Genomic DNA, 15,037 nt, shown 5'->3' on the forward strand with positions numbered 1-15,037 from the left:
GCAACCATGTCGCGGGAGTCGCCCTTCCTGTCCGTGATTATCCCGGTGCTGAACGAGGCCGAGTCCCTCCCGCCCTTGCTGGATACGTTGAGGGAGATCCTCGACTGTGAGGTGATCGTGGTCGACGGGGGAAGCACGGACGGGACTGTCCGGCAGGCAGAACAACGCGGCGTGAGTGTGCTGTCCAGTGCACCGGGGCGTGCACGGCAGATGAATTCCGGAGCCGAGCGCGCCCGCGGCGAGGTGCTCTGGTTCCTGCATGCCGACACTGCGTTCCCGGACGGGGCCGGGGTTGCGGTGCATGCGCTGCGCGACGTAGTGGCCCGGGGCGATTGCGCCTGGGGACGTTTCGATGTCCGCTTGTCGGGCGGTCGCGCGATATTCGCGCTGATCGCCGCGATGATGAATCTGCGCTCGTGTCTGAGCGGGATTGCGACCGGGGACCAGGGCATCTTCATTACACGCTCGGCGTTCAATGCCGTAGGCGGCTGGCCGGACCAGCCGTTGATGGAGGACATCGAGTTCTCGCGGCGACTGAAGCGCTCGGTGGGACGCCCAAAGTGCCTGCGCACCCGGCTGGTCACGTCGTCCCGGCGCTGGGAGCAGCAGGGTGCATGGCGCACGATCTGGCTGATGTGGCGGCTGCGCCTGGCCTACTGGCTGGGTGCAAACCCGGACGGGCTGGCGCGACTGTATCGTGGCGATGCTTGAGCGTCGGCCGCTGGATGCGCTGCGCGTGCTGGTCTTTGCCCGCGCGCCCGAGCCGGGCCGGACCAAGACCCGACTGATCCCCGCGCTGGGTGCCGAGGGCGCTGCACGGCTGCACGAGCGGCTGCTGGAACACGCGCTGGACGTAGCCCGTCAGGTGGCGCCGGACCAGGTGGAGCTGTGGTGCAGCCCGGGTTCCGATCATCCGTTCTTCAAGCACTGCGCCGAACGCTTTGGCTGTTCCCTGCACAGGCAGCGGGGCGGTGACCTGGGGGCGCGCATGCGCCATGCGCTGGAGGCGGGTCCGTTTCCGGCGCTGGTGATGGGCTCCGATGCCCCGACGCTGGGTGTCGAGGACCTGATCGCTGCCCGTGAAGCCTTGGCCGGAGGGCAGGACGTGGCACTGGTCCCGGCACTGGATGGCGGTTACGTGCTTCTGGCCACCGCCCGGCCCGTACCCGGGCTGTTCGAGGCCATCGAGTGGGGCAGCGACCGGGTGCTGAAACAGACCCGTGAACGGGCCCGGGCGCGGGGTCTTGCCTGGGCTGAGCTGGAATCGCGTTCCGACATCGACCGCCCGGAAGACCTGGTGCACTGTCCGCCAGCGCTCCTGAGAGGCATAACGGCGCCTTGAGAGCGCCTCTCCGGGACCCCGTTACCGGGGCAGTCGCAAGCCGGGCCAGGCTTCGGGTAGGATGCGCGCCATGAAAGCCTTTGTTGCCTGGGTTGACCGCTCCCCACTGTGGCTGTTTGCGCTGTTCGTGGCCACCCTGGGGCTGTCGCCCTATGTCCCCGAGCCGCACATCGTCGAGAAGATCCGCTGGCTCTTCCAGGGCGAGCTGACCCGCCCGATCGATATCCTCGACCTGATCATGCATGCCATCCCCTGGTTGCTGATGGCCTTCAAGCTCTATCGCATGAGTATTGCGTCGAAAGGCGCTTCCTGACTCGGCGCCTCCTTGAGGCTTGTGGGAACTCGACGGTCCCGGCCCGGGTCGCTACGGTGCCTGCCACTTTGACGTGACCAAGGAGAGTCCCATGCGTTTTATTGTTTCTGTCACTGCCGGTACCGACGACCCGACCCGTGCCACCCTCGGCATGATCGCCGCGAACGTGGCCAAGCAGCAGGGCCATGACGTGACCGTCTGGCTGCAGGGCGAGGCCGTGAACATCGCCAACCGCAATGTCTACGACAAGATCGTCGGCCACAACATGCCGGCGATGAAGGACATCGTGGATTCGCTGGTCGAGGAAGGCGTCCCGTTCTGGGCCTGCGAAGCCTGCGCCAACGGCCGCGACGTCGGCGAGCACAACTTTCTGCCGAACGCCGAGATGGCCGGCATGGGTCAGTACGTCCAGGCCGTTGCCGAGTTCGACCGCTCCATGAGCTTCTGATCGAGCGGGCAGGTCCGCGGGTGGGGTGTGATCCCCCGCCCGTTTTGCCCGTGTCTCCTGTGTCAGCCCCTCGAACTGGCACATCGCATGCTTGTTTGTTCCGGGAGTGATCCACGGACGACGAGCATGACCCAGACCCAATCCCCGAGTTTTTCCTTCGAAGAGGCCATTGGCGACTTCCTGGTCGCCTCGCGCAAGTGCGAGGTAGTGAGCCTGGAGCGCCTGCTGGAGGCGGTACAGCTGGTCGGGCGCATCCGCGCGCTGGTGCATCAGCTCCAGCGCGAACGCGGTGCCTCCAGCCTCTGGATCGGCTCCGGTGGCCAGCGCTATGCGGACGAACTGGCGCAGTACCGAGCTGAATCCGACACCACCGCACAGGCGTTTCGTGAACACCTTGATGGCTGGCTGGAGCCCGGGGCCTGTGCCCACGCGCGCAGCCGTCTGCTGGGGCGCATGGCGCTGGCGCTGCATGGCCTGTCGGGTCTGCCCAGCCTGCGGGCGGAGGTCAGCGAACGCACGCTCTCGCCGATGGAGGCGATGCGCGGCTTCAGCGAGCTGATCCGGTCGCTGCTGGCAGTGGTGTTCGAGGCCGCTGACTCCGCCACGGACCCGGAGGTCTCGCGGGCCCTGGTGGCCCTGCTGAACTTCATGCAGGGCAAGGAGCTGGCGGGCCAGGAACGCGCGATCGGGGCCGCCGGCTTTGGTCAGGGCGTGTTCGATGGCGAACTGCGCCAGTCCCTGTTGCACCGGATCGATGCCCAGGAACGCTCGTTTCGGATCTTCTCCGAGTTTGCCCCGAAGCCCGCCTGCGCGGCCTGGCAGGAACTGCAGGGCGCGGGCTTCGCGGCGGAGGTCGAGCGGCTGCGCCGTCAGGCCTGTACCCACGGCGATCTCCGGGGCGATCCCCTGCCGGACCCGGCCCGCGCCGAGACCTGGTTTGCCTGCACCACCGCGCGCATCGACGCAATGAAGGAGATCGAGGACCTGCTGGAGATGCACCTGAACGAGTGCTGTTCGGCACGCATCACGGCGGATCGCGCGGACCTGGGCGCCGTGCGTGATCGGGTGGAGCAACTCGCCGAGTCGGAGCTGCGCGACAGCGTGCCGTATGCGGTGTTTTTCGGCGCGCCGGAGGGCCTGGAGAGCACGCAGGAGGAGGGCGAGACCGTACTCAACGTCCCGATCGTCGGGCACTCGGTGATGGACCTGGTGCAGCGCCAGGCGACCCGGCTGCAGTCGGTGGAGGACGAACTGCATGCGGCACGCCAGGCCCTGGCCGAACGCAAGACCATCGAGCGCGCCAAGGCGCTGCTGATCCAGCACCGCGGCCTCAGCGAGGATCAGGCCTACAAGCTCCTGCGCCAGACGGCGATGAACCAGAACCGGCGCCTGGCCGAGGTCGCCGAGGCGACCGTCGCGATGTCCGACCTCCTGGGCAAGGGCGACCTGTAGCTAATACGCGGGGAAAGGGATTCCGCCCCTGTGGGAGCGGGCCTGCCCGCGAAGCCCCTGCCAGTGTCCGACAATGGCAGGGGCTTCGCCGCCAAGGCGGCTCCTACGGGGTGTGCACCAGAGCGGTTCATCTGCACCGCCGGCGTGCCCCAGGGTGGTGCCGCTTGTGATCGTCATTCCCCTGCCAGGATTCGATTGTTTACCGGGAACCGTCCGATTTTTCCGCGTCAGGTTGGGCTTTGGTCCACGAGAGTCGATTAGCAACAGCTAATTGGCACACCTCCTGCAGGAGACTGAGCAAGACGAGCCAATGGCGGTTCGTCGCCTGACAACAGGGAGACCCGATGACCGGGTCTCCCATGGGACTGGACAAAGGCGTCCATCACCCGGCTGCAAACGCGGCCGGGCTGATGCGACGCCTTTTTTCGTTTTTGGACGTGTTTGCTGACAAGGGGAGTGAGCCCGCAATGACCGATTACACGAATGACACGAAGCAACCCTCCGGCCTGTCGCGCCGGCGTTTCCTGGGCGGTATGGCCGCCGGGATCGGCGCGACCGCGCTGGGTGTGTCCGGGGCCGCGCCCTGGGGCTATGCGAAGGCCGGCAACGGCAAACCGGAGACCACCGAGGCAAAGCTGGGATTTATCGCCCTGACGGATGCCGCACCGCTGTTCGTCGCGCTGGAGAAGGGCTTCTTCGCCGACCACGGTATGCCGGATGTACAGGTGCTGAAGCAGTCCTCCTGGGGCACGGTGCGCGACAACCTGGAACTGGGCTCGCGCCGCGGCGGCATCGACGGTTCCCACATCCTGACGCCAATGCCCTACCTGATCCATCGTCGCGGTACGCCGATGAGCATCCTCGCGCGGCTGAATCTGGCAGGGCAGTGCATCTCGGTGGGGGATGAGTACGCCGATCTGAAGGTCGGCCTGGATACCGGCGAGTTCAAGACCGCGCTGGCGGAAAAGCGCGCCGGGGGCGACGAGGTGCGCGCGGCGATGACCTTCCCCGGCGGGACCCATGACCTGTGGATTCGCTACTGGATGGCGGCCGGCGGGATCGACCCGAACCGTGACATCTCCACCATCGTCGTGCCGCCGGCGCAGATGGTCGCCAACATGCGCGTCGGCTCCATGGACACCTTCTGTGTCTGCGAGCCCTGGAACATGCAGCTGATCAACCAGGGCATCGGCTATACCGCGAACACCACCGGCGAGCTCTGGCACAACCATCCCGAGAAGGCGCTGGGCATGCGCGCGGACTGGGTGGAGGCGAACCCGAATGCGGCCCGCGCCCTGACCATGGCGGTGATGGAGGCGCAGATGTACTGCGAGGACCCGGCGAATATCGAGGAGGTCGCCGAGATCTGCTCGCGCCGGCGCTACATCCATGCCCCGTACGGCGACATCATCGACCGCATGCAGGGGCACTTCGACTACGGCACCGGCCGCGTGGTCGAGGACCACCCCGACCGCATGCGCTACTGGAACGATCAGGCCTCCTATCCCTTCAAGAGCCACGACCTGTGGTTCCTTACCGAGGACATCCGCTGGGGCTACCTGCCGCCGGATCTCGACATGCAGGCCCTGGTAGACGAGGTCAACCGCGAGGATATCTGGCGCGAGGCGGCCGACACGCTCGGCATCGACTCGGCCGCCATCCCCGAGTCGACTTCGCGTGGCAAGGAGGAATTCTTCGACGGCAAGGTCTTCGACCCGGAAGACCCGCAGGCCTACCTCGACAGCCTGGAGATCAAGGCCATCGCGTCCTGACGCGACGGCCCGACGACACCTGTACCGACGATTCAAGAGGATTGGATGATGAGTGCCATTATCGACCGCACCATGACCTTCGGTGCCGGGCGCGAACGCCCGGCGGTGAGGGAAACCTCCACGGCCCCAGTGGCCCGACAGACAGCACCTCCGGCCCGGTCCGGCGGGGTGCCCGCCGATCCCGGCGTCTGGTCGCGGCGCCTGCGCAACTCCGCCACGGTAGTCCTGCCGCCGGTGATCGTGACTGCGTTTTTTTTGCTTCTGTGGGAAATGATGGCGTCCTCCCAGGGAGCCGTGTTGCCCGCCCCGAGTCAGGTGATTACGGACACCTGGGAATTGATCATCAATCCGTTCTATGACTACGGCGGCAACGACGTGGGTATGGCCTGGCAGCTGCTCGCCAGCCTGGAACGTGTGGCCTACGGCTACGCCCTGGCGGTGGTCGCCGGGATCGGTCTCGGCGTGCTGGTCGGCCAGTCCACCTGGGCGATGCGCGGGCTGGACCCGCTGTTCCAGGTGCTGCGCACCGTGCCGCCGCTGGCCTGGCTGCCGATCTCCCTGGCTGCGTTCCAGGCCAGCAACCCGTCGGCCATCTTCGTGATCTTCATCACCGCGATCTGGCCGATCATCATCAACACCTCGGTCGGCATCCGGAACATCTCGCAGGACTACGTCAACGTGGCCCGCGTGCTGCGCCTGAACGGTCTTGAGTACTTCACCAAGATCATGCTCCCGGCCGCCGCGCCGTATGTCTTCTCCGGTCTGCGCATCGGCATCGGCCTCGCCTGGCTGGCGATCGTCGCCGCCGAGATGCTGATCGGCGGGGTCGGCATCGGCTTCTTCATCTGGGATGCCTGGAACGCCTCCATGCTCAGCGACATCGTGCTGGCCCTGGTCTACGTCGGCCTGGTCGGGTTCTTCCTCGACCGCCTGGTCGCGATCGTCGGCAAATGGGTCACCCGCGGCACGCAGGCCGGCTGATCCGGCCCCTCACAGGAGAATCATCATGACCAGCTATCTCTCCATCGAACACGTCCACAAGACCTTTGGCGAAGGCCCGACAGCCAGCGAGGTGCTGCGCGACGTCGACCTGCACGTGGACCGCGGCGAGTTCATCTCCATCATCGGCCACTCCGGCTGCGGCAAGTCGACGGTGCTCAATATCGTCGCCGGGCTGCTGGAGACCAGCACCGGCGCGGTGATCCTGGACGGCAAGGAGGTCAGCAAGCCGGGCCCGGACCGCAGCGTCGTGTTCCAGAACCACTCCCTGCTGCCCTGGCTGACCGTGCGCGACAACGTGGCGCTGGCGGTGGACAAGACCTTCAAGGGCACCAAGTCCGCCGCCGAGCGCCGCGAATGGGTGCTGCAGACTCTGGACATGGTCGGCATGAGCCACGCGCTGGACAAGCGCCCGGACGAGATCTCCGGCGGCATGAAGCAGCGCGTGGGCATCGCCCGGGCGCTGGCGATGGAGCCGAAGGTGCTGCTGATGGACGAACCCTTCGGCGCGCTGGATGCGCTGACCCGGGCCCATCTGCAGGACGAGGTGATGCGCATCCAGTCGGAGCTGGGCAACACCGTGCTGATGGTCACCCACGATGTGGACGAGGCGGTGCTGCTGTCCGACCGCATCGTGATGATGACCAACGGCCCGGCGGCGACCATCGGCGAGATCCTGGAGATCGACCTGCCGAAGCCGCGCGAGCGCCTGGCGATGGCCGACAACGCCGAATACAACCACTACCGGGCCGAGGTGCTGCGCTTTCTCCACGAGCGCCACAAGAACCCCGAGTCGGAGGCCGCGTGATGGATACCGCGAACGAGAAGCCGCGGCTGGTCCTGATCGGCAACGGCATGGCCGGGATGCGCACGGTCGAGGAGCTTTTGAAGCTCAAGCCGGACATGTACGACATCACCGTGTTCGGTGCCGAGCCCTGGGGCAACTACAACCGCATCATGCTCTCGCCGGTGCTCGCCTCGGAGAAGACCGTCGACGAGATCATGCTGAACGACGATGCCTGGTATGCCGAACGCGGCATCACCCTGCACAAGGGCCGGCGCATCGAGCGGATCGACCGCGTGAACCGGCGGGTGATCGCCGAGGACGGCACCGAGGCGCCCTATGACCGCCTGCTGCTGGCGACCGGCTCCGATCCGGTGATGATCCCGGTGCCGGGGCACGAACTGGAGGGCGTGGTCGCCTTCCGCGATATCCACGACGTGGATGCGATGCTCGAGGCCAGCCGCGCACACCGGCATGCGGTAGTGATCGGCGGCGGCCTGCTGGGCCTGGAGGCCGCCAACGGCCTGATGCGCCAGGGCATGGAGGTCACCGTGGTGCACCTGATGGATCACCTGATGGAGCGCCAGCTGGATGCCGAGGCCGCCGGGATGCTGCGCGGCTCGCTGGAGCAGCGTGGCATGCGTTTCCGCATGGCGCATCAGACCGAGACGATCCTGGGCGAGGACCGCGTCACCGGCGTGCGCTTCACCGACGGCAGCGAGGTCGAGGCGGATCTGGTGGTGATGGCGGTCGGCATCCGCCCGAACACCGCGCTGGCCGAGTCCGCCGGGCTGCACTGCGAGCGCGGCGTGGTGGTGAACGACACGATGCAGACCTATGACCCGTCGATCTACGCGGTCGGCGAGTGCGTGCAGCACCGCGGCGCCACCTACGGCCTGGTCGCGCCCCTGTGGGAGCAGGCGAAGGTCTGCGCCAACCACCTGGCCGAGTACGGCATCGGGCGCTACGAGGGCTCGATGACCTCCACCAAGCTGAAGGTCACCGGGATCGACCTGTTCTCCGCCGGCGACTTCACCGGTGACGAGACCACCGAGGACCTGGTGTTCAAGGATGCCGCGCGCGGCGTCTACAAGCGCCTGGTGCTGAAGGACAACCGTATCCAGGGGGCGGTGCTGTACGGCGATACCCTGGACGGCTCCTGGTATTTCCAGCTGATGCGGGACGGAACGCCGGTGGCCGACATCCGCGAGAACCTGCTGTTCGGCCAGGCGCATATCGGCGACTCCGGTCACGGCGACGAGGCCTCGCGGGTCGCGGCGATGCCCGACGAGGCCGAGATCTGCGGCTGCAACGGCGTGTGCAAGGGCGAGATCGTCCAGGCGATCAGCGAGCACAAGCTGTTCACGCTGGAGGACGTGCGTGCCCACACCAAGGCGTCGAACTCCTGTGGCTCCTGCACCGGGCTTGTGGAGTCCGTGCTTGCCACCACGCTGGGCGGCGACTACTCCGACGCCCCGGCGAAAAAGCCGGTCTGTGCCTGCACCGACCACAGCCACGACGAGGTGCGCGCGGCGATCAGCCGCGACGGGCTGAAGACCATGGACGCGGTGTTCGAGGCCCTCGACTGGAAGACCCCGGACGGCTGCCATGTCTGCCGTCCGGCGCTCAACTACTACCTGCTGGCGGCCTGGCCGAAGGACTACCAGGACGATGCCCAGTCGCGCTTCATCAACGAGCGCGCCCACGGCAACATCCAGAAGGACGGTACCTATTCCGTCGTGCCGCGCATCTGGGGCGGGGTGACCACCCCGGCCGAGCTGCGCGCGATCGCCGAGGTGGCCGAGCGCTACCAGGTGCCCACGGTCAAGTTCACCGGCGGCCAGCGCATCGACCTGCTGGGGGTGAAGAAGGCCGACCTGCCGGCGATGTGGCGCGATCTCGGCGACGCCGGGTTTGTCTCCGGCCATGCCTACGGCAAGGCCCTGCGTACGGTGAAGACCTGTGTCGGCTCCGAATGGTGCCGCTTTGGCACCCAGGACTCGACCGGACTCGGCATCCAGCTGGAACGGATGACCTGGGGCTCCTGGACCCCGCACAAGTTCAAGATGGCGGTCTCCGGCTGTCCGCGTAACTGCGCCGAGGCGACGATCAAGGACCTCGGTGTGGTCTGCGTGGACTCGGGTTACGAGCTGCACGTGGGCGGCAACGGCGGGGTGAAGGTCCGCGCCACCGACTTCCTCTGCAAGGTGGAGACCGAGGCCGAGGTGCTCGAATACGCCGGGGCCTTCATGCAGTTCTACCGCGAAGATGCGCGCTACCTGGAGCGCACCGCCCCGTGGATCGAGCGCGTCGGCCTGACCCGGGTGAAGGAACGCCTGGTGGACGACGCCGAGAACCGCGCGGCGCTGTACGCCCGCTTCCTGGAGTCGCAGGAGGTGGCGCAGGTGGACCCCTGGGCCGAACGTGCCGCCGGGCATGCGGCGCACGAGTTCATCCCGATCAAGCCGGTGGACGCGGCCCCGCGCCAGGGGGTGTCGGCATGAGCTGGCTTGCGATCTGTCCGCTCGAGGACATCCCGTCGCTGGGCGCGCGCGTAGTGGCGGGCCCGAACGGAGACATCGCCGTGTTCCGCACAGCCGATGACCGCGTGTTTGCCCTGCGCGACCAGTGCCCGCACAAGGGTGGGCCGCTGTCGCAGGGCATCGTCCACGGCGAGCGCGTGACCTGCCCGCTGCACAACTGGGTGATCGACCTGCAGTCCGGCGAGGCCACCGGGGCGGACAGTGGCTGCACCCATGCCTTCCCGATCCGGGTGACCGACGGTCAGGTGTGGCTGGATCTCTCCGGCGCCACGGGCGACGCCGCGGACGATCCCGCTGCGGCACCGGTCGCCTGCCGCGAGGCGGGCTGAGATGGCCACGGCCGAGCCGGTGACCCGCACCACCTGCCCCTATTGCGGGGTGGGCTGCGGGGTGGAGGTGACCGCGACGCCGGGCGGCGAGTTTCCGGTCGCGGTGCGCGGTGACCCCGCCCATCCGGCGAATGCCGGTCGCCTGTGCTCCAAGGGCGCGGCACTGGCCGAGACCCTCGACGACGAGGGCCGGCTGCTGCACCCGGAGATCGGCGGGCGGCGTGTCGACTGGGAGACCGCGCTGGATCATGTGGCGAACGGCTTTCGCGAGACCATCGCGGCACACGGGCCGGATGCGGTCGCCCTGTACGTCTCCGGGCAGATCCTGACCGAGGACTACTACGTCGCCAACAAGCTGATGAAGGGCTTCATCGGTTCGGCCAATATCGATACCAACTCCCGGCTCTGCATGTCCACGGCCGTGGCCGCCCATACCCGCGCCTTCGGGGTGGATGGCGTGCCGGGGAGCTATACCGACCTCGAGCAGGCCGATCTGGTCGTGGTGACGGGCTCCAACATGGCCTGGGCCCACCCGGTCCTGTTCCAGCGCCTGCAGGCCGCCCGTGCGGCGCGCCCGGAGATGAAGCTGGTGGTGATCGACCCGCGGCGTACGGCCACCGCCCAGGCGGCCGACCTGCACCTGCCGCTGGCGCCGGGTACGGATGCCTGGCTGTTCAACGGCCTGCTGGACCATCTGCGCCGGGAGGATGCGCTGGACCCCGGCTTCCTGGAGCGGCATGTCGACGGCTTCGCCGACGCCCTGGCGGCCGCGCGGGCCTCCAGCCCGTCGATCGCCGCGACCGCCGAGGCCTGCGAACTGGAGCCGGAGGCGGTGGCAACGTTCTTCCAGTGGTTTGCCCGTACCGAACGCACCGTGACCGCCTTCTGCCAGGGCATCAACCAGTCCGACAGCGGCGTGGACAAGGCCGGGACGATCCTCAATGTGCACCTGGCCACCGGCCGTATCGGGCGCGCGGGCATGGGCCCGTTCTCGCTGACGGGCCAGCCGAACGCGATGGGCGGGCGCGAGGTCGGCGGACTGGCCAGCCAGCTGGCAGCCCACATGGGCTTCGACGACGCGGCCCTGGACCGGGTCGGACGTTTCTGGGGCGCACCGAACCTCGCGCGCCAGCCGGGGCTGAAGGCGCTGGACCTGTTCCGCGCGGTCGAGTCGGGGCAGGTGAAGGCGGTCTGGATCATCGGCACCAATCCGCTGTTCAGCCTGCCCGAGGCCGCGCGCTTCGAGCAGGCCCTGGCCGCATGCCCGCTGGTCGTGGTCTCCGACTGCGTGCGCGAGACCGAGACCACGCGGGTAGCCGACGTCCTGCTGCCGGCGACCACCTGGGGCGAGAAGGACGGCACGGTAACCAACTCCGAGCGCCGCATCTCGCGCCAGCGCCCGTTCCGGGCGCCCCCGGGCGAGGCCCGCCACGACTGGTTGGCGCTGGCCCGAGTCGCGCAGCGGCTGGGTTTCGCCGACGCCTTTCCCTATACCCATCCGGGCGAGATCTTCCGCGAGCATGCGGCGCTGTCCGCCTTCGAGAACCACGGCACGCGCGACTTCGACATCGGCGCACTGGCCAGGCTGTCCGACGCCGAGTACGAGGCCCTGGAGCCGGTGCAGTGGCCGCTGCCGGCGGGGAGTCGGACGGGCGCCGAACACCTCTATGCCGATGGCCGTTTCTTCACCGCCAATGGCCGGGCGCGGCTCGCGGCCGTGACTCCGCAGGCCCCGACCGACCCCGTCGCTGCCGACTATCCGCTGCGCCTGAACACCGGCCGCATCCGCGACCAGTGGCACAGCATGACCCGCACCGCCCGCACCCCGCGCCTGAGTGCGCATCAGCCGGAGCCGTTCGTCGAGATCCATCCGGTGGATGCCGGCCTGTTCCGGGTCCAGGCCGGCGACCTCGCCGAGGTGACCAGTCGCCACGGGCGTCTGCTGGCGCGGGTGCAGGTGCGCCGCGAGCAGCGCCCGGGCAGCGTGTTCGTGCCCATGCACTGGAGCCGGCCGATCGCGCGGCTCGCCCGAGTCGATGCTCTGGTGCCCGCGCATGTCGACCCCGTCTCCGGGCAGCCGGCGTTCAAGCACACGGCCGTGGCCGTGCGCCCGGCGGCGCTGGACTGGCACGGCTTCGTGCTGAGCCGCGAGCCGATCTCCGCGCCGGAGGCCGACTATGCGGTCACCGCCCGTGGTCCCCGGCACCTGCGCACCGAACTGGCCGGGCGGGGCGCACCGCCCACGATGGATGCGTGGCGCGAGCGCCTGGACGGGCCGGGGGAATGGCTGGAGTTCGCCGACCCCGCCGGGGGACGCTATCGCGCCGCGCGGATCCACGAGGGGCGGCTCGCCTGCGTGCTGTTCGCGGGCCCCGACCGGGGCCTGCCCGAGCGCGAGTGGCTGGGTGGCCTGTTCGCGGCCGAGACGATCAGCGATGCCGAACGGATGGCTCTGCTGACCGGGCGACCGCCGAACGGCCGGGCCGCGCGCGGGTGCATGGTCTGCGCCTGCTTCGGCGTGGACGAGACGTGCATCCGCACTGCGATCCGCGAGCAGGGGCTTGCCAGCTGCGAGGCGGTGGGTGCGGCCCTCGAGGCCGGGACCAACTGCGGCTCCTGCCGACCCGAGATCCAGACCCTGTTGAATGAAGAAGCCGAGGCGCCCACGAACCCCGTGGCGCGGGAGGGATAAGCATGGAACACCTGCCGATTTATATGCAACTGCACGACCGCGAGGCCCTGGTGGTCGGGGCCGGGCCGGTGGCCACGCGCAAGGCCGCGTTGCTGCTGGAGGCCGGGGCGCGGGTGCGCCTGCGCTCCCCCGAGTACAGCGAGGCCGCCGAGCGCCTGCTGCGCGAACAAACGGGGGCGATCAGCCGCGATCCGGGGGTCTATGACACCGATTGCCTGGATAGTGTGGCGATCGTGATTGCTGCGACCGACGATGCGGCGGTCAACCGCCAGGTCTCGGAGGACTGCCTCGCGCGCTCGATCCCGGTGAACGTCGCCGACCAGCCCGAGCTGTGCAGCTTCATCCTGCCGGCGATCGTGGAGCGCGGGCCGCTGACCGTCGCGATTGGCTCGGGTGGCCGCGCCCCGGTGCTGGTACGCCTGCTGCGGGCGAAGATCGAGAGCCTGATCCCGGCCGGCTATGGCCGGCTGGCCGATCTCGCCGGGCGGCTGCGCGACCGGGTGCGCGCCCGTTTCGACCACGTGAATGCCCGCCGCGCCTTCTGGGAACGGGCCTTTGCCGGGCCGGCCACCGAGCTGGCCCTGGCCGGTCGCATGGACGCGGCCGAGGCGCGCCTGGAACAGGAACTGGCGGACGCCGCGGCCCGCACGCCGGGCGAGGTCTACCTGATCGGCGCCGGACCGGGCGATCCCGACCTGCTGACCTTTCGCGCGCTGCGCCTGCTGCAGCAGGCAGATGTGGTCGTCTACGACCGGCTGGTGTCCTCCGAGGTGGTGAACCTCGCGCGGCGCGAGGCCGAGCGCTTCTATGTCGGCAAGGAGCGCGATCACCACTGCGTGCCGCAGGAGGAGATCAGCGCGCTGCTCTCCCGACTGGCGCGCGAGGGCAAGCGCGTGGCACGGCTGAAGGGCGGCGACCCGTTCGTGTTCGGCCGGGGCGGCGAGGAGCTGGACGTGCTGGCGCGCGACGGCGTGGCCTACCAGGTCGTCCCCGGCATCACCGCGGCCAGCGGCTGTGCCGCCTATGCGGGCATACCGCTGACCCACCGCGACCATGCCCAGTCGGTGCGATTCATCACCGGCCATACCCGCGAAGGGCGGCTGGATGTGGACTGGTCGCAGCTGACCAGTACCCGCGAGACCCTGGTGTTCTACATGGGCCGCAAGGGCGTGGGCGAGATCTGCCGGGGGCTGAAGGGTGCCGGCCGCGCCGGGCAGACCCCGGCGGCGATCATCGAGAACGGCACCACCGCCCGCCAGCGCGTGGTCAGCGGCACGCTGGATACGCTGGCCGCGCGTGCCGAGCGCGAGCAGGTGGGCTCGCCCAGCCTGATCGTGATCGGCGAGGTGGCGGCCTGCCACGCGCGTCTGGCCTGGTTCCAGCCGGATGCCGGGGCCGCCACGGTGTTTCCACAGCCGATGCCGATGCCGATGTCGGGGCCGCGTGCCGCGGCGGCGAGCGCGGCGTGACGGCCGCATCCGTCCTGCCGGAGGCGGCGGCCAGTGGCCTCGCGGGTCGCCGGGTGGCCTTGCCGGAGAGCCGGGCGCTGGAGGTCTTCGCCGGTCTGCTGGAGCGGCGCGGGGCCGAGGTCTGGCGCTGCCCCCTGATCGCGATCCACGACAGCCCCGACCGCACGGCGATCGAGGCCTGGCTGCACAGGGCGATCGAGGCGCCGTTCGACCGCCTGATCTTTCTGACCGGCGAGGGCTTCACCCGCCTGACTGGCTTTGCCCGGAGTGCCGGGCGCGAGGACGCCTGGCTGGCCGCCGTGGTGCGGACGCCGACCCTGGTGCGCGGCCCCAAGCCGGGGCGGGCAATGAAGCCCTTCGGCGTGCGGCCGGATGCGATCGCGGCCGCACCGACGACCGAGGGCATCATCGAAACCCTTTCCGGACAGGATCGGGCCGGACAGGATCGGGCCGGGCAGCATCTGGCCGGGCAGCGTATCGGGGTGCAGCTCTACGGCGCGGAACCCAACCGCCGCCTGCTCGAGTTCCTGGAGCAGGCGGGCGCCGAGGTCTTTCCCGTCTGGCCCTACCGCTATGCGGACGCCGCCGAGACCGGGCGCGTGACCGGGCTGATCGAGGCCCTGATCGCGGGGGACGTGGATGCGATTGCCTTCACCAGTCAGGCCCAGGTGCGGCGCCTGCTGCGCGTCGCCCGCGACGCGGGGCGCGAGGACGCGCTGCTGGCAGCGCTCGGTCGCACCGTCGTCGCCGCGATCGGTCCGGTGGTGGCCGACGAGTTGCGCGCCCACGGGGTGCACCCGACAGTGGTCCCTGACGGGCAGTACTTCATGAAACCCCTGGTCTCGACGCTCGCGCGCCACCTGGGTGCACATGGCGGCTGAATGGCGGGCCCGG

13 protein-coding genes are annotated in these 15,037 nt (G+C 69.0%); all 13 read left to right on the forward strand.

Annotated features, from left to right (window positions below):
- The first annotated feature begins 6 nt into the window (after nucleotides 1-6).
- The 13 genes from F579_RS0100215 to F579_RS0100275 all read left to right on the forward strand — a co-directional run bounded on the left by F579_RS0100215 (nucleotide 7) and on the right by F579_RS0100275 (nucleotide 15,024).
- Complete coding sequence (locus tag F579_RS0100215) at nucleotides 7-711, forward strand: TIGR04283 family arsenosugar biosynthesis glycosyltransferase (RefSeq protein ID WP_019024785.1); 705 nt, start codon at nucleotides 7-9, stop codon at nucleotides 709-711.
- Complete coding sequence (locus F579_RS0100220; RefSeq protein WP_019024784.1) at nucleotides 704-1,342, forward strand: TIGR04282 family arsenosugar biosynthesis glycosyltransferase; 639 nt, start codon at nucleotides 704-706, stop codon at nucleotides 1,340-1,342. The genes F579_RS0100215 and F579_RS0100220 overlap by 8 nt, the downstream gene beginning before the upstream one ends.
- Before the next feature lie 70 nt (nucleotides 1,343-1,412).
- Nucleotides 1,413-1,655 carry a hypothetical protein gene (locus tag F579_RS0100225; RefSeq protein WP_019024783.1) on the forward strand — a complete coding sequence of 81 codons (243 nt, stop codon included), beginning with the start codon at nucleotides 1,413-1,415 and terminating at the stop codon, nucleotides 1,653-1,655.
- Between the two features lie 91 nt (nucleotides 1,656-1,746).
- On the forward strand, nucleotides 1,747-2,103 hold the full coding sequence (locus tag F579_RS0100230) for a DsrE family protein (RefSeq protein WP_018862470.1): 357 nt from the start codon (nucleotides 1,747-1,749) through the stop codon (nucleotides 2,101-2,103).
- Nucleotides 2,104-2,229: 126 nt separating this feature from the next.
- Nucleotides 2,230-3,555, forward strand: a complete 1,326-nt coding sequence (locus F579_RS0100235; protein ID WP_019024782.1) for a nitrate regulatory protein — start codon at nucleotides 2,230-2,232, stop codon at nucleotides 3,553-3,555.
- Between the two features lie 467 nt (nucleotides 3,556-4,022).
- A complete protein-coding gene (locus F579_RS0100240) occupies nucleotides 4,023-5,327 on the forward strand; it encodes a CmpA/NrtA family ABC transporter substrate-binding protein (protein ID WP_019025551.1) in 1,305 nt (434 codons plus the stop codon).
- Between the two features lie 48 nt (nucleotides 5,328-5,375).
- Complete coding sequence (gene ntrB / locus F579_RS0100245; RefSeq protein ID WP_019025552.1) at nucleotides 5,376-6,308, forward strand: nitrate ABC transporter permease; 933 nt, start codon at nucleotides 5,376-5,378, stop codon at nucleotides 6,306-6,308.
- Nucleotides 6,309-6,333: 25 nt separating this feature from the next.
- Nucleotides 6,334-7,134: an ABC transporter ATP-binding protein gene (locus F579_RS0100250; protein ID WP_019024779.1), complete on the forward strand. Its 801-nt coding sequence runs from the start codon at nucleotides 6,334-6,336 to the stop codon at nucleotides 7,132-7,134.
- Complete coding sequence (gene nirB, locus F579_RS0100255) at nucleotides 7,134-9,614, forward strand: nitrite reductase large subunit NirB (protein WP_019024778.1); 2,481 nt, start codon at nucleotides 7,134-7,136, stop codon at nucleotides 9,612-9,614. Before F579_RS0100250 ends, nirB begins: the two co-directional genes overlap by 1 nt.
- The gene (gene nirD, locus F579_RS0100260) at nucleotides 9,611-9,982 is read left to right on the forward strand and encodes a nitrite reductase small subunit NirD (RefSeq protein WP_018138314.1); all 372 of its coding nucleotides are present in this window, start codon (nucleotides 9,611-9,613) and stop codon (nucleotides 9,980-9,982) included. Before nirB ends, nirD begins: the two co-directional genes overlap by 4 nt.
- A 1-nt stretch (nucleotide 9,983) precedes the next feature.
- The gene (locus F579_RS0100265; protein WP_019024777.1) at nucleotides 9,984-12,674 is read left to right on the forward strand and encodes a nitrate reductase; all 2,691 of its coding nucleotides are present in this window, start codon (nucleotides 9,984-9,986) and stop codon (nucleotides 12,672-12,674) included.
- Nucleotides 12,675-12,676: 2 nt separating this feature from the next.
- Nucleotides 12,677-14,143: a siroheme synthase CysG gene (gene cysG / locus F579_RS0100270; protein WP_019024776.1), complete on the forward strand. Its 1,467-nt coding sequence runs from the start codon at nucleotides 12,677-12,679 to the stop codon at nucleotides 14,141-14,143.
- The gene (locus F579_RS0100275; RefSeq protein WP_019024775.1) at nucleotides 14,140-15,024 is read left to right on the forward strand and encodes a uroporphyrinogen-III synthase; all 885 of its coding nucleotides are present in this window, start codon (nucleotides 14,140-14,142) and stop codon (nucleotides 15,022-15,024) included. Before cysG ends, F579_RS0100275 begins: the two co-directional genes overlap by 4 nt.
- The last annotated feature ends 13 nt before the right edge of the window (nucleotides 15,025-15,037 follow it).

The sequence above is a fragment of the Thioalkalivibrio sp. ALJ21 genome (assembly GCF_000378605.1).
Lineage (GTDB): Bacteria > Pseudomonadota > Gammaproteobacteria > Ectothiorhodospirales > Ectothiorhodospiraceae > Thioalkalivibrio.

What these genes read in the sequence shown, in the direction of transcription:
- F579_RS0100215 (WP_019024785.1), top strand. Translation starts at nt 7, where the DNA reads ATGTCGCGGGAGTCGCCCTTCCTGTCCGTGATTATCCCGGTGCTGAAC.
- F579_RS0100220 (WP_019024784.1), top strand. Translation starts at nt 704, where the DNA reads ATGCTTGAGCGTCGGCCGCTGGATGCGCTGCGCGTGCTGGTCTTTGCC.
- F579_RS0100225 (WP_019024783.1), top strand. Translation starts at nt 1,413, where the DNA reads ATGAAAGCCTTTGTTGCCTGGGTTGACCGCTCCCCACTGTGGCTGTTT.
- F579_RS0100230 (WP_018862470.1), top strand. Translation starts at nt 1,747, where the DNA reads ATGCGTTTTATTGTTTCTGTCACTGCCGGTACCGACGACCCGACCCGT.
- F579_RS0100235 (WP_019024782.1), top strand. Translation starts at nt 2,230, where the DNA reads ATGACCCAGACCCAATCCCCGAGTTTTTCCTTCGAAGAGGCCATTGGC.
- F579_RS0100240 (WP_019025551.1), top strand. Translation starts at nt 4,023, where the DNA reads ATGACCGATTACACGAATGACACGAAGCAACCCTCCGGCCTGTCGCGC.
- ntrB (WP_019025552.1), top strand. Translation starts at nt 5,376, where the DNA reads ATGAGTGCCATTATCGACCGCACCATGACCTTCGGTGCCGGGCGCGAA.
- F579_RS0100250 (WP_019024779.1), top strand. Translation starts at nt 6,334, where the DNA reads ATGACCAGCTATCTCTCCATCGAACACGTCCACAAGACCTTTGGCGAA.
- nirB (WP_019024778.1), top strand. Translation starts at nt 7,134, where the DNA reads ATGGATACCGCGAACGAGAAGCCGCGGCTGGTCCTGATCGGCAACGGC.
- nirD (WP_018138314.1), top strand. Translation starts at nt 9,611, where the DNA reads ATGAGCTGGCTTGCGATCTGTCCGCTCGAGGACATCCCGTCGCTGGGC.
- F579_RS0100265 (WP_019024777.1), top strand. Translation starts at nt 9,984, where the DNA reads ATGGCCACGGCCGAGCCGGTGACCCGCACCACCTGCCCCTATTGCGGG.
- cysG (WP_019024776.1), top strand. Translation starts at nt 12,677, where the DNA reads ATGGAACACCTGCCGATTTATATGCAACTGCACGACCGCGAGGCCCTG.